This is a genomic window from Blautia massiliensis (ex Durand et al. 2017) (assembly GCF_001487165.1).
In the GTDB taxonomy this organism is placed as follows: domain Bacteria; phylum Bacillota; class Clostridia; order Lachnospirales; family Lachnospiraceae; genus Blautia_A; species Blautia_A fusiformis.
Window position 1 is genome coordinate 447,783 of record NZ_LN913006.1, and the last position, 12,586, is coordinate 460,368.

Genomic DNA, 12,586 nt, shown 5'->3' on the forward strand with positions numbered 1-12,586 from the left:
TGATTAGCACTCGTATAAAGTGAGTGCTAGCAGACGAAGACGGAACTTATAAAGGAGGAACATAGATCATGAAGTTAGTACCTTTAGGCGACAGAGTAGTATTAAAACAGGTTGAAGCAGAAGAGACAACAGCATCCGGAATTGTGCTTCCGGGACAGGCACAGGAGAAACCACAGCAGGCAGAGGTTATTGCAGTTGGACCTGGCGGAGTTGTAAACGGGAAAGAAGTAAAAATGGAAGTAGAAGTCGGAAATACTGTTATCTATTCCAAATATGCAGGAACAGAAGTAAAGATGGATGGAACGGATTATATTATTGTAAAGCAGGAAGATATCCTGGCAATCATTAAATAATATAAACATCTTATCGTATATCAATATAAATAGGAGGTCATTTTATCATGGCAAAAGAGATCAAATACGGCGCAGAAGCAAGAGCAGCACTTGAAGCTGGTGTAAATAAACTTGCAGATACAGTAAGAGTAACACTTGGACCGAAAGGAAGAAATGTAGTACTTGACAAATCTTTCGGTGCTCCGCTTATCACAAACGATGGTGTTTCCATTGCAAAAGAGATCGAACTTGAGGACGGATTCGAGAATATGGGTGCTCAGATCATCAAAGAGGTTGCATCCAAGACAAACGATGTAGCTGGTGATGGTACTACAACAGCGACCGTACTTGCACAGGCAATGGTACATGAGGGAATGAAGAACCTGGCAGCAGGAGCGAACCCGATCATCCTCAGAAAAGGAATGAAAAAAGCAACAGATGTTGCAGTAGAAGCAATCAAGAACATGAGCCAGGCAATTAACGGAAAAGCTCAGATCGCTAATGTAGCCGCAATCTCTGCAAGTGATGAGCAGGTTGGACAGCTGGTTGCAGACGCTATGGAGAAGGTTTCCAAGGATGGTGTTATCACTGTTGAGGAGTCCAAGACCATGCATACAGAGCTTGACCTTGTTGAAGGTATGCAGTTTGACCGTGGATATATTTCCGCATACATGTCTACAGATATGGAGAAGATGGAGGCAACTCTTGATGATCCGTACATTCTGATCACAGATAAGAAGATCAGCAACATCCAGGAGATCCTTCCGCTTCTTGAACAGGTTGTTCAGGCTGGTGCAAAGCTTCTCATCATTGCAGAAGATGTTGAGGGTGAGGCTCTCACAACCCTGATCGTTAACAAACTGAGAGGAACCTTCCAGGTAGTAGCTGTTAAAGCACCTGGCTATGGTGACAGAAGAAAAGAGATGCTTCAGGATATTGCGATCCTGACAGGCGGACAGGTGATCTCTGACGAGCTCGGTCTTGATCTGAAGGAAGCTAAAATGGAGCAGCTCGGACGTGCAAAATCCGTTAAGGTTGCAAAAGAGAATACAGTTATCGTTGACGGCCTTGGCGATAAAGATGCCATCGCAAAACGTGTTGCTCAGATCCGTGCGCAGATCGAGGAGACAAAATCCGAGTTTGATAAAGAAAAACTTCAGGAAAGACTTGCAAAACTGGCAGGCGGCGTAGCTGTTATCCGTGTAGGTGCTGCTACTGAGACAGAGATGAAAGAAGCAAAGCTTCGTCTTGAGGATGCTCTTGCAGCAACAAGAGCAGCTGTTGAGGAAGGTATCATCGCAGGCGGCGGATCTGCTTACATCCATGCTTCCAAAGAGGTTGCAAAACTTGCAGCAACACTTGAGGGAGATGAGAAGACAGGTGCTTATGTGATCCTGAAAGCCCTTGAGGCTCCGTTGTTCCACATTGCTGCAAACGCAGGACTGGAAGGCGCTGTTATCATCAACAAGGTAAGAGAGTCTGAGGTAGGTACAGGCTTTGATGCTCTGAATGAGAAATATGTAAACATGGTTGAAAATGGAATCCTTGATCCTGCAAAGGTTACAAGAAGTGCACTTCAGAACGCAACAAGTGTTGCATCTACACTTCTTACAACAGAGGCTGTAGTTTCTACGATCAAAGAGGATACTCCTGCTCCGGCACCAAACCCGGGAATGGGAATGATGTAATTTCAAGCAGGCAGGTAAATAATTTACAAAATGAGAGGGCCTGCGTCATGGACGCGGCTCTCTTTTTGTGTTATAATCAAAAGAAATCAGTAAATTACGAAAGGAAGAAGCAAATGAGTGACTTATATTCAGAACTTCTGGTAAAGAAGAAACAGACAGGGAAGGATCTTGTTATAAAATACGGTCTTATTGTACTGACCGTGATCATGGTTCTGGGAGGTCTGGTGCTGAATGCACTTCTTCTGGTTCCGGCTATCGCTCTTGGTGTTGCATGCTATTTTGTAATTCCGAAAACAGACCTGGAATATGAATATCTGTTTGTTAACGGGGAACTGGATATTGATATGATCATGTCCAAGTCAAAGAGGAAAAGAGTAAAATCACTTCAGCTTGCGGAGGCTGATCTTGTGGCACCTCTGAAATCCCACAGAATGGATTATTACAACGGAAATCAGAAGATGAAAACCATAGACTTTTCCTCAGGTATTGAGGATCATAAGCGCTATGCCATGATCGTAAGAGACAGCGGAGAAACCTGCAAGGTGATCCTGGAGCTGGATGATGAACTTGCCAATACCATGAAAAATTCTGCACCGAGTAAAGTTTTTTTGGATTGACATGAATCTTGTTTTTTGTTACACTAGTTCACAAATTTAAAATATCTTACACAAAGGGAGGAAATGCAATGGGTACTATTATTGGTGAAGGCATTACGTTTGATGATGTCCTGCTGGTTCCGGCTTATTCTAAAGTAATTCCGAATCAGGTTGATGTTTCAACGTATTTAACCAAGAAAGTAAAGCTGAATATCCCCATGATGAGTGCGGGAATGGACACAGTTACAGAGCACAGAATGGCAATTGCTATGGCCAGACAGGGTGGTATCGGTATCATTCACAAGAATATGTCCATTGAGGCACAGGCAGAAGAGGTTGACAAAGTTAAACGTTCTGAGAACGGTGTTATCACCGATCCATTTTATCTTTCAGCAGAGCATACACTGAAGGATGCCAATGATCTGATGGCGAAATACCGTATTTCCGGTGTTCCGATCACAGAAGGCAGAAAACTGGTAGGTATTATCACAAACCGTGATCTTAAATTTGAGACAGATTTCAGCAGAAAGATCAAGGAGTGCATGACTTCAGAAGGACTGATCACAGCTAAGGAAGGAATCACACTTGAGGATGCCAAGAAGATCCTTGCGAAATCCCGTAAGGAGAAATTACCCATTGTAGATGATGACTTTAATTTAAAAGGACTCATTACCATCAAGGATATCGAGAAACAGATCAAGTATCCGCTTGCAGCCAAGGATGCACAGGGAAGACTTCTCTGTGGTGCTGCGGTTGGTATCACAGCAAATGTGCTTGCACGTGTTGATGCGCTTGTGAAGGCTAATGTAGATGTGATCGTAATTGATTCTGCACATGGTCATTCAGAAAACATTTTAAAAGCAGTCCGCGAGATCAAGGCAACATATCCGGAGCTTCAGGTAATCGCAGGTAATGTTGCAACAGGCGAAGCTACCAAGGCTCTGATCGAGGCTGGAGTAGATGCAGTCAAAGTTGGTATCGGACCGGGATCTATCTGTACAACACGTGTTGTTGCAGGTATTGGTGTTCCGCAGGTTACTGCAGTTATGGATTGTTATGAAGTGGCTAACAGCTACGGAATCCCGATCATTGCAGACGGCGGTATCAAATATTCCGGAGATATCACCAAGGCCATCGCAGCAGGTGCCAATGTCTGCATGATGGGAAGCATGTTCGCAGGATGCGACGAGAGCCCGGGAACATTCGAACTTTATCAGGGAAGAAAATATAAAGTATATCGTGGAATGGGATCTATCGCAGCTATGGAGAATGGCAGCAAGGATCGTTATTTCCAGGAGAATGCAAAGAAGCTTGTGCCGGAGGGTGTTGAGGGTCGTGTTGCGTATAAAGGACATGTTGAGGATACCGTATTCCAGCTGATCGGTGGTTTAAGATCCGGTATGGGTTACTGTGGAGCAGAGAACATTGAGAAGCTGAAGACAACAGGCAGATTCATCAAGATTTCAGCTGCATCTCTTAAAGAGTCACATCCACATGACATCCACATCACAAAAGAGGCTCCAAACTACAGTGTAGATGAATAATAAAGGAAAAAAAGGTAAGACCGGTAAAAAGTCACCCAGGCCGTCCCATAGCGGGCGGCCTGTTTCCGTAAAGAAAACTTCCTCCGGGTCTTCCAGAAGAAAAAAGAAGTCTTTGAGAAAAAAGAACCCGATCAAGATCCTACAGAGGATTGTGTTGATATGTATCATTGTGATCGTTGCTTTTGCTGCGTGTGCGTTAGGATACGCATTTTTTGAGATGCGCATGGAACAGAGTGAAACTCAGTCCGGACAGGAAGAAATATCCGGGAATGCCAGCGGAAATGGCGGACCGGAACAATGGCAGGCAGAAGGAGCACCTTTTATTGATGTGGAGCTTTTGACACCGAATTCCTATTCCAGACCACAGATTTCTATGGAACAGGTAAATTATATAGCCATTCATTATACGGCCAATCCGGGATCTACTGCCGTATCCAACCGGAATTATTTTGAAAATCTTGCGATAACGCAGGACAACAAAGTCAGCAGTCATTTTGTGGTAGGGTTGGAGGGAGAAGTGGTACAATGTATTCCCACTTCGGAAATATCCTATGCCACAAATTCCAGAAATGTAGATACCATATCCATTGAATGCTGCCATCCGGATGAAACAGGGCAGTTTAATACAGCAACCTATGATTCGGCGGTAAAGCTGACAGCGTGGCTTTGTACACGCTTTGGACTGACTTCGGATCAGGTGATCCGTCATTATGATGTCACAGGTAAAGACTGTCCGAAGTATTACGTGGAAAATCCCGATGCATGGATCCAGATGAAATCAGACATTGCAGCACAGATCCAGACAGATTATGCATTACAGGGGAAATAAAGTGTTATTGTTTATTTTGTGAGCAACAAGAAGTCGGGAAAAATAATTTCTGAAAATAGGGGCTTGAAAATTAAGAAGAAGTATTGTAGTATAACAGCAGAAGCTGCATGACTGGCGGAAAGTAGGATTACCTACAGGGAGTGCAGTGAAGTGAGAAGCCGACCGCCTGGGCAGCCTGATAAGGGGTGTCCAGGCGGTTTTTTGTTACCGTTCATATCCTGGGATAAGCCCCGGGCCTTACATTAGACAAGGAGGACTGTGAAAAATGACGACATTTTCACTTGAAAAAGAACTGAAAGAAAATTCCTATCCGGGAAGAGGAATTGTGATCGGACGTTCCGCTGACGGGAAACATGCAGTTACTGCATATTTTATTATGGGAAGAAGCGAGAACAGCAGAAACCGTATTTTTGTTGAGGATGGGGAAGGAATCCGTACACAGGCTTTTGATCCATCCAAGCTTACAGACCCGAGCCTGATCATTTATGCACCGGTACGTGTCCTTGGAAATAAGACCATCGTAACAAACGGTGATCAGACAGATACGATCTATGAGGGAATGGACAGACAGCTCACCTTTGAACAGTCTCTCCGCAGCAGAGAGTTTGAGCCGGATGCGCCGAACTATACACCTCGTATTTCAGGTGTTCTTCATGTTGAAGACGGTAAATTCAATTATGCGATGTCTATTTTAAAGAGCAATAACGGAAATCCGGATTCCTGTCTTCGTTATACATTCGCCTATGAGAATGCGGCGGCAGGACAGGGACGTTTTATCCATACTTATAAATGCGATGGAAATCCACTTCCAAGTTTCGAGGGAGAGCCGAAGCTGGTAGAGATCCCAAGCGATATTGATGAGTTTACGGATCTCCTCTGGAAGAGCCTGAACCAGGATAATAAAGTTTCTCTCTTTGTTCGTTTTATTGACATTGAGACAGGAAAATATGAATCCAGGATCGTAAACAAGAATAAATAAGAAAATAGGGATATCACAGAGAACGGAGGAGCTTTTTCATGAAAGAATTACAGTTAAAATACGGATGTAACCCAAATCAGAAACCATCAAAGATCTATATGGCAGATGGAAGTGAGCTTCCGATCCAGGTACTCTCCGGAAGACCAGGATACATCAACTTCCTGGATGCCTTTAATGGCTGGCAGCTGGTACGTGACCTTAAGAAAGCAACCGGACTTCCGGCAGCAACTTCATTTAAGCATGTATCTCCGGCAGGTGCTTCCATCGGACTTCCGCTGAATGAGACACTGGCAAAGATCTACTGGGTAGATGATATGGACTGGAAGAATTTTTCCCCGCTTGCATGTGCGTATGCAAGAGCAAGAGGTGCAGATCGTATGTCATCATTTGGTGATTTTATTTCTCTTTCTGATGTCTGCGACAAAGATACCGCAATGCTGATCAAGAGAGAGGTTTCTGATGGTGTGATCGCACCAGGATATACAGAGGAGGCTCTTGAAATTCTGAAGCAGAAGAAAAAAGGCAATTACAATGTGATCCAGATCGATGAAAACTATGTACCGGAACCTTTGGAGCACAAACAGGTATTTGGAGTCACCTTTGAGCAGGGCCGCCAGGAGCTGGCAATTGATGATGCGCTGATCTCCAATATTGTAACAGAGAATAAAGAGCTTACGGAAGAAGCCAAGAGAGATATGAAGGTTTCTCTGATCATCCTGAAATATACACAGTCCAATTCCGTATGCTTTGTTAAGGATGGACAGGCTATCGGCGTTGGTGCAGGACAGCAGTCCCGTGTACATTGTACACGCCTTGCAGGCCAGAAAGCAGATAACTGGTACCTCCGTCAGTGCCCGAAGGTACTGGAGCTTCCGTTTAAAGACACGATCACACGTGCGGAGAGAGATAATGCCATTGATGTTTACATTGGTGAGGAATATATGGATGTCCTTGCAGATGGTGCATGGGAAAAGACATTCACAGAGAAGCCGGAAGTGTTCACAAAAGAAGAGAAGAGAGCATGGCTGGATGGTCTTACCGGCGTGACACTGGGATCCGATGCATTCTTCCCGTTCAGTGATAATATCGAGCGCGCATATAAGAGCGGTGTAAAATATATTGCAGAGCCGGGTGGATCTGTACGTGATGACGCAGTTATCGATACATGTAATAAGTATGGAATGGTGATGGCATTTACAGGAATCCGCCTTTTCCATCACTAAAAGATGCATGCCTTGGCCATGATATGCAGCTGAAATAAAAGATAAAAAATATAAAGTCCCGAATCTGAATTTCTGGAAAAAAGAGATCAGACTCGGGACTTTTTGATCGAAAAAGGATAGTTTTAAAAATGAAAAAAGAACTCTGAAAAACTCAGAGTTCTGAAGAGCGATAGACGGGGCTCGAACCCGCGGTCTCGACCTTGGCAAGGTCGCGCGTTACCAACTACGCCACTATCGCATATGCCTTATCGCTTCACATATTTCCCTCAGCGACAAGACATATATTAGCATAGATTTTATATTCTGTCAAATGTTTTTTGGAATTTTTTTGAAATTATATACAACATATAAAGTTTATTCCAGACATCTGAAATAGAACTTGTATATGACAATATTTCGCTGGTTTATGAGTTATTGTCTAAGTGGTAATAGCGCAAAACATGATCCGGATAGTATTGGTCACCATAGTCCCATGGACCGGCAGGATCATGAAGGGGATCATCTTCATCACGTTGTGTGCCGCCGCTTGCCATCTGAGCAAAGGCCTGAGCACTTTGGGCCGTCCACACAGTTTGACCGTTTTCTTCCAGATAAGCAAAATAGGAATCGGCTCCGAAATTGTATGCCTGCAGAGCCAGACGGATCTTGGAAAGATCAGTCGGACCGGTACAGCCGGCTTTATCCAGAGCATATTTCAGCTCCTGGATGCCACAGGAAATAGAGTAAGAAGGATCTGTGATACCATTGGGCTGCTGAGGATATCTGGTGTTGTAGGCTCCTTCTGAGGACTGCATGGGATCGGTACCCTGTCCGGAGCTTTCCTGCATCATCACAGCCAGGATCAGGTCTACATACTTGGACATATCATATTGTGCTGCTTCGCTGGAGACCTCATCGCGATAAGCTTCACAGGCTGCATTGATCTGATGGGCTTCCTCCTGCCTGCCGGAAAATTTGGAAAAACGCAGAAGGATACAGCCCACGATCAGCAGAAAAAGACATGTCAGAAAGATCTTCTGCCTTCGCACCTGCTGTACACGGAGTTTGTGGCGCTGTTTTTTAGTAAGGGTTGGTTTCTTGTGTTTTATATTCATATAAGTATTGTATCCGTTACGGATAGATTTGACCAGTTAAAAAATATGATCTTTTTGTTAAAAATTTCTGAAGACTGTCCTGTGAAATTGCAAAATATGATCTGATATGCTATGATAGTCGGGACAAACCGTAGAATGCCGGAATAAAGGAGGCAAGATTTCATGCGAAAAAAGCTTCTGGTAGTTATTTTATGTGCTTCTATGCTTTTCCCTGCATCCGTATCAGCAGAGGTATTGGGATATGAAGCAACACTGGATACATATACAAAGGAGAAAAAAACACCTCAGCAGTTTCAGATCGATGATGGGGCGGGAAACACAGTAAATGTTTTGGCGAAGAGTGATACGCTTTATGTTACAGCGAAAAATACGGAAATCCGGTCCAATCCGGGAGACAGTGGTACAGAGCTGCGTTCTGTGATCCTGGGAACGAAGCTTGAAAGAGTTGCAGTCTGTGACAATGGCTGGAGCAAGGTGACCTTCCAAAAGAAAGGTGAGGACAAGATCATCGGTTATGTTTCGGACAGCGTGCTCAGTGATACGGAGATCGTAAATAAATTTACAGATACAGTTACAGCGGCACAGGACAGTGATATCCTGGATTATCCCGGCAAGAAGGACGGAGAGGTTGTAGGAGAGGTCCTTCAGGATGATGAGCTGAAAAGAACAGGTACGGTAGATGCTATCTGGAGCAGGATCGTTTACACAGATGACAGTGGTTCAGATCACGTCGGCTATATTCCGACCAGCTGTCTGGAAGGTTATCAGGCTACGGAAGTGGCCAAGGCAGAGCAGGAAAAGAATACAAAAGCAGGATCCCTTACTAAGAGTTCCGGGGAGGGCGTTTTTGCGGATGCGGTGGATGGTGTAACTTCCACAGGTGGTTCCGGAAGTACCGCAGCTGGCGTACAGATCGGAACGCCGGTATCAGTATCTTCGGACGCGACACTGAAACCACTGGGAACATTCCGGATCACGCATTATTGTCCGTGCAGCATCTGCTGCGGACCATGGGCGAATGGAATTACTTCCACAGGAGTAACGGCCACTACCAACCGTACGATCGCAGTGGATCCGAGTCAGATCCCATACGGTTCCAAAGTAGTGATCAATGGACAGGTTTATGTTGCAGAGGACTGTGGAGGAGCGATCCGGACCAATTGCATTGATGTATATGTGGCAACACACTCCGAAGCAGAGCAGAAGGGCGTGTTTTATACAGAAGTATATTTGCTTCAGTGATCAGAAAAAGACTGCTGTAGATTCCACAAGGGATTTGCAGCAGTTTTTTGTATAAAAAAACTCTGACCAGCAGAGGCTATTCTGCGATCAGAGTAAAAAAATAATGCCCAGAGCCGGAATCGAACCAGCGACACGAGGATTTTCAGTCCTCTGCTCTACCAACTGAGCTATCTGGGCATGTCTCTTTTGAGTACTTTGTTACTTTAACACATTTATGTAGAGAATGCAAGGAAAAAATAAAAAAAGCAGATGTTTTTCTGAAAAATCTGATTTTCAAAAAAACATCTGCAATATTATGGCTACAGATTTATCTGGCAGCAAGATAGATTTTTTCCATATCTTTCATGTTAAGCTGTTTGAACACACCGATGGTACGGGTGTCTTCAAAGCTGCATTTAAACGCCAGATCATGGATCTCCTTTTCTGTAAGATCAAGACCAAGCTCATGAAGGCTGGTAGGCATCTGGATGGAACGGAAATAATCTTCCATGGCTTCTATGCCGGCAAGAGCAGTTTTGTTGAAGTCGGTACTGCAGGGAATGTCAAAGATATTGACTGCAAACTGGGCAAAGCGTTCCGGATTTGCATCATAAACGTAACGTGCCCAGCTTCCCCACAAAGCGGCAAGACCGGCTCCGTGAGCCACATCGTAGGTGCCGCCCAGTTCATGCTCCAGCTGGTGACAGGCCCAGTCACCACCGCCGGTTCCGCAGCCGGTAAGTCCATTGTGGGAAAGACTGCCGGCCCACATGATCTCTGCCCGTGCAGTATAATTATCCGTCTCCTTCATCAGGATCCGGGAGTTATAGATCACGGTCTGCATCAGAGATTCGCTGATACTGTCGGTGATCTCCATGGTTTCGATATTTACAAAGTACCGTTCCATAGTATGCATCAGGATATCCACACAGCCGCTTTCGGTCTGATATTGCGGCAGGGTATAGGTGAGGCGGGGATTTAAAATAGCAAAACGTGGGCGGCACAGATCGTTGCGGGCACTACTCCGTTTCAGCCAGCCCTCTTCATTGGTGATCACACAGGATCCGCTCATTTCACTTCCGGAAGCTGCGATCGTCAGGATAACGCCTACAGGAAGACAGGCTTTTGGGGTTTCGGTGCGGAGAAAAAAGTTCCATACATCTGTATCCGGATTGGCAAGTCCATAGCCGATGGCCTTGCAGGAATCAATAACGCTGCCACCGCCAACAGCCAAAAGAAAATCAACCTGTTCTTTGCGGCAAAGCTCAATACCCTCACGTACCTTGGAGAGACGGGGATTGGGAACCACACCGCCAAGAGTGACATAGGAAATTCCAGCTTCATCCAGAGAAGATCGGATCTCATCGATCAGACCGGAGCTTACTGCACTGTGGCTGCCATAATGGATCAGTACTTTGCTGCAGTTCTGCTCTTTTAGAACAGTGCCGATCTTAAGGTGTGTATCTTTTCCGAAAATAACCCGGGTAGGGGTAAAATATTCAAAATTTCTCATAGAGATTAGGCTCCTTTTTATGATTCATGATCTATTGATAAATATAAGGAATCCGTTTCCTTACAGGTCAAGCAGATATTTATGATCCCGCAGGGGTATCATCTTGATTCATTTAATTGGTTTAAAGTCGTTATAATAATAGCATAGAAGAGAAACAGACGCAAATAAAAGCTATTGAAAAAAAGGTGTAATTTTGGGGGAATGTGATATAATGACTTCTGTGAAGGAAAAGTGACCTGATCACAGAAACAGACCAATGCGAAGCGTATATTATAGAACAGATCCAAACGAAGAAGAAAGCAGGTGTCTGAAATGGAGAATATCATTATCATAGGAGCAGGTCCGGCCGGGATCTCGGCAGCACTTTATGCGGCAAGAGGAAATATGGATCCGCTGATCATAAATACAGGGATCGGTTCACTGGAAAAAGCGGAGAAGATCGAGAACTATTACGGACTGGAGCAGCCGCTGTCCGGCAGAGAGCTTTTCGAAAGAGGTCTTGCCCAGGCAAGAGCACTTGGAGTACGGATCCTGGATGCCCAGGTTGTGGGAATGGGTGGTTTTGATACTTTTGAGGTGAAAACTACCGTAGGAGATTTTGAGGCACGCAGCGTGATCCTGGCAACCGGAAGCAGGAGAGCTTCTGCCAGGATTCCGGGAGTAAAGGAATTTGAGGGAAAAGGTGTCAGCTACTGCGCAGTATGTGACGCATTTTTTTACAGAGGAAAAGAAGTGGCAGTGCTTGGAAACAGTGATTTTGCTCTTCATGAAGCAGAAGAACTTTCTCATACCGCTTCCCGTGTGACGATCTTTACAGATGGAAAGAAACCGGAATTTTCAAGAGAAAATCCGCTTCCGGTTAACACCATGAAGATCCAGGCGATCGAAGGAGATGAGCGTGTTTCCGGCATCCGCCTGAAAAGTGATGTGTCCATGCAGGAAGCAGGTACCGGAGCAGATTCTTTTGTGCCGGCAGAGGGAGTCTTTGTAGCACTTGGTACAGCCGGAAGCTCGGAGATGGCCCGCCAGATCGGAGCGGAACTGAATGAAAAAGGAAATATCCGGGTCAATGAAGAGATGGAGACTACAGTTCCGGGACTGTATGCAGCAGGTGATTGCACCGGTGGACTTCTCCAGGTGGCAAAAGCTGTTCATGACGGTGCCCAGGCAGGACTTTCCGCCTGTCAGTATGTGCGGAAGCTTCTGAAGGCGTAAGCATAAGCTGATACTAAAAATAAATACAGAATCAAGGAGGAATTTTATCATGGCAAAAGTTTTTACAACAGACAATTTTGAAACTGAGGTATTAAAGGCAGAAAAGCCGGTACTGGTAGATTTTTGGGCAACCTGGTGCGGACCATGCAGACGTCAGGCTCCGGTCGTGGAAGAGCTTGCAGAAGCCGGATATGAGGTTGGCAAGGTTGACGTAGACAAAGAGCCATCACTGGCACAGCAGTACAAGATCATGAGTATCCCTACACTGCTGGTATTCAAAGAAGGAAAAGAGACCGCACGTTTTGTGGGACTGACATCAAAGACAGAGCTTGAGGCAGCGCTTCAGTAACCA

At 45.0% G+C, this 12,586-nt stretch carries 12 protein-coding genes, 2 tRNA genes and 1 riboswitch; of the genes, 10 read left to right on the forward strand and 4 right to left on the reverse strand.

Annotated elements, in window-relative coordinates:
• Positions 1–68: 68 nt before the first annotated feature.
• The 7 genes from groES (at position 69) to BN3261_RS03120 (ending at position 7,191) form a co-directional block, all read left to right on the forward strand.
• Positions 69–353 (forward strand): co-chaperone GroES, encoded by a 285-nt coding sequence (groES, locus tag BN3261_RS03090; RefSeq protein ID WP_015524351.1) that lies wholly within the window; start codon positions 69–71, stop codon positions 351–353.
• A gap of 47 nt (positions 354–400) precedes the next feature.
• On the forward strand, positions 401–2,020 hold the full coding sequence (gene groL, locus BN3261_RS03095; RefSeq protein ID WP_022426640.1) for a chaperonin GroEL: 1,620 nt from the start codon (positions 401–403) through the stop codon (positions 2,018–2,020).
• Between the two features lie 113 nt (positions 2,021–2,133).
• Positions 2,134–2,637, forward strand: a complete 504-nt coding sequence (locus BN3261_RS03100) for a DUF6106 family protein (protein ID WP_044961649.1) — start codon at positions 2,134–2,136, stop codon at positions 2,635–2,637.
• A gap of 68 nt (positions 2,638–2,705) precedes the next feature.
• Positions 2,706–4,160 (forward strand): IMP dehydrogenase, encoded by a 1,455-nt coding sequence (gene guaB / locus BN3261_RS03105; protein ID WP_015524354.1) that lies wholly within the window; start codon positions 2,706–2,708, stop codon positions 4,158–4,160.
• 112 nt (positions 4,161–4,272) lie between these two features.
• Positions 4,273–4,989: a peptidoglycan recognition protein family protein gene (locus BN3261_RS03110; protein WP_235812336.1), complete on the forward strand. Its 717-nt coding sequence runs from the start codon at positions 4,273–4,275 to the stop codon at positions 4,987–4,989.
• 97 nt (positions 4,990–5,086) lie between these two features.
• Positions 5,087–5,168, forward strand: a riboswitch (ZMP/ZTP riboswitch).
• A gap of 86 nt (positions 5,169–5,254) precedes the next feature.
• Positions 5,255–5,968: an IMP cyclohydrolase gene (locus BN3261_RS03115; protein ID WP_015524355.1), complete on the forward strand. Its 714-nt coding sequence runs from the start codon at positions 5,255–5,257 to the stop codon at positions 5,966–5,968.
• A 38-nt stretch (positions 5,969–6,006) separates the two neighbouring features.
• Positions 6,007–7,191: a phosphoribosylaminoimidazolecarboxamide formyltransferase gene (locus BN3261_RS03120; protein WP_015524356.1), complete on the forward strand. Its 1,185-nt coding sequence runs from the start codon at positions 6,007–6,009 to the stop codon at positions 7,189–7,191.
• A gap of 165 nt (positions 7,192–7,356) precedes the next feature.
• On the opposite strand, the gene BN3261_RS03125 is transcribed toward BN3261_RS03120, so the two are convergent.
• A tRNA-Gly gene (locus BN3261_RS03125) sits at positions 7,357–7,429 on the reverse strand.
• Between the two features lie 166 nt (positions 7,430–7,595).
• On the reverse strand, positions 7,596–8,285 hold the full coding sequence (locus BN3261_RS03130) for a lysozyme family protein (protein ID WP_059085429.1): 690 nt from the start codon (positions 8,283–8,285) through the stop codon (positions 7,596–7,598).
• A gap of 162 nt (positions 8,286–8,447) precedes the next feature.
• Here BN3261_RS03130 and BN3261_RS03135 point away from each other — a divergent pair, with 162 nt between their 5' ends.
• Positions 8,448–9,527, forward strand: a complete 1,080-nt coding sequence (locus BN3261_RS03135; protein ID WP_059085430.1) for a 3D domain-containing protein — start codon at positions 8,448–8,450, stop codon at positions 9,525–9,527.
• 104 nt (positions 9,528–9,631) lie between these two features.
• Here BN3261_RS03135 and BN3261_RS03140 read toward each other — a convergent pair.
• Positions 9,632–9,704 (reverse strand) — tRNA-Phe (locus BN3261_RS03140).
• Between the two features lie 130 nt (positions 9,705–9,834).
• The gene (locus BN3261_RS03145; RefSeq protein ID WP_015524359.1) at positions 9,835–11,019 is read right to left on the reverse strand and encodes an iron-containing alcohol dehydrogenase; all 1,185 of its coding nucleotides are present in this window, start codon (positions 11,017–11,019) and stop codon (positions 9,835–9,837) included.
• A 312-nt stretch (positions 11,020–11,331) separates the two neighbouring features.
• Between BN3261_RS03145 and BN3261_RS03150 the strand changes: the two genes are divergently transcribed.
• On the forward strand, positions 11,332–12,234 hold the full coding sequence (locus tag BN3261_RS03150; protein ID WP_022426647.1) for an NAD(P)/FAD-dependent oxidoreductase: 903 nt from the start codon (positions 11,332–11,334) through the stop codon (positions 12,232–12,234).
• Between the two features lie 46 nt (positions 12,235–12,280).
• A complete protein-coding gene (gene trxA / locus BN3261_RS03155) occupies positions 12,281–12,583 on the forward strand; it encodes a thioredoxin (protein WP_412210986.1) in 303 nt (100 codons plus the stop codon).
• Positions 12,584–12,586 lie beyond the last annotated feature (3 nt).

What these genes read in the sequence shown, in the direction of transcription:
- groES (WP_015524351.1), top strand. Translation starts at nt 69, where the DNA reads ATGAAGTTAGTACCTTTAGGCGACAGAGTAGTATTAAAACAGGTTGAA.
- groL (WP_022426640.1), top strand. Translation starts at nt 401, where the DNA reads ATGGCAAAAGAGATCAAATACGGCGCAGAAGCAAGAGCAGCACTTGAA.
- BN3261_RS03100 (WP_044961649.1), top strand. Translation starts at nt 2,134, where the DNA reads ATGAGTGACTTATATTCAGAACTTCTGGTAAAGAAGAAACAGACAGGG.
- guaB (WP_015524354.1), top strand. Translation starts at nt 2,706, where the DNA reads ATGGGTACTATTATTGGTGAAGGCATTACGTTTGATGATGTCCTGCTG.
- BN3261_RS03115 (WP_015524355.1), top strand. Translation starts at nt 5,255, where the DNA reads ATGACGACATTTTCACTTGAAAAAGAACTGAAAGAAAATTCCTATCCG.
- BN3261_RS03120 (WP_015524356.1), top strand. Translation starts at nt 6,007, where the DNA reads ATGAAAGAATTACAGTTAAAATACGGATGTAACCCAAATCAGAAACCA.
- BN3261_RS03130 (WP_059085429.1), bottom strand. Translation starts at nt 8,285, where the DNA reads ATGAATATAAAACACAAGAAACCAACCCTTACTAAAAAACAGCGCCAC.
- BN3261_RS03135 (WP_059085430.1), top strand. Translation starts at nt 8,448, where the DNA reads ATGCGAAAAAAGCTTCTGGTAGTTATTTTATGTGCTTCTATGCTTTTC.
- BN3261_RS03145 (WP_015524359.1), bottom strand. Translation starts at nt 11,019, where the DNA reads ATGAGAAATTTTGAATATTTTACCCCTACCCGGGTTATTTTCGGAAAA.
- BN3261_RS03150 (WP_022426647.1), top strand. Translation starts at nt 11,332, where the DNA reads ATGGAGAATATCATTATCATAGGAGCAGGTCCGGCCGGGATCTCGGCA.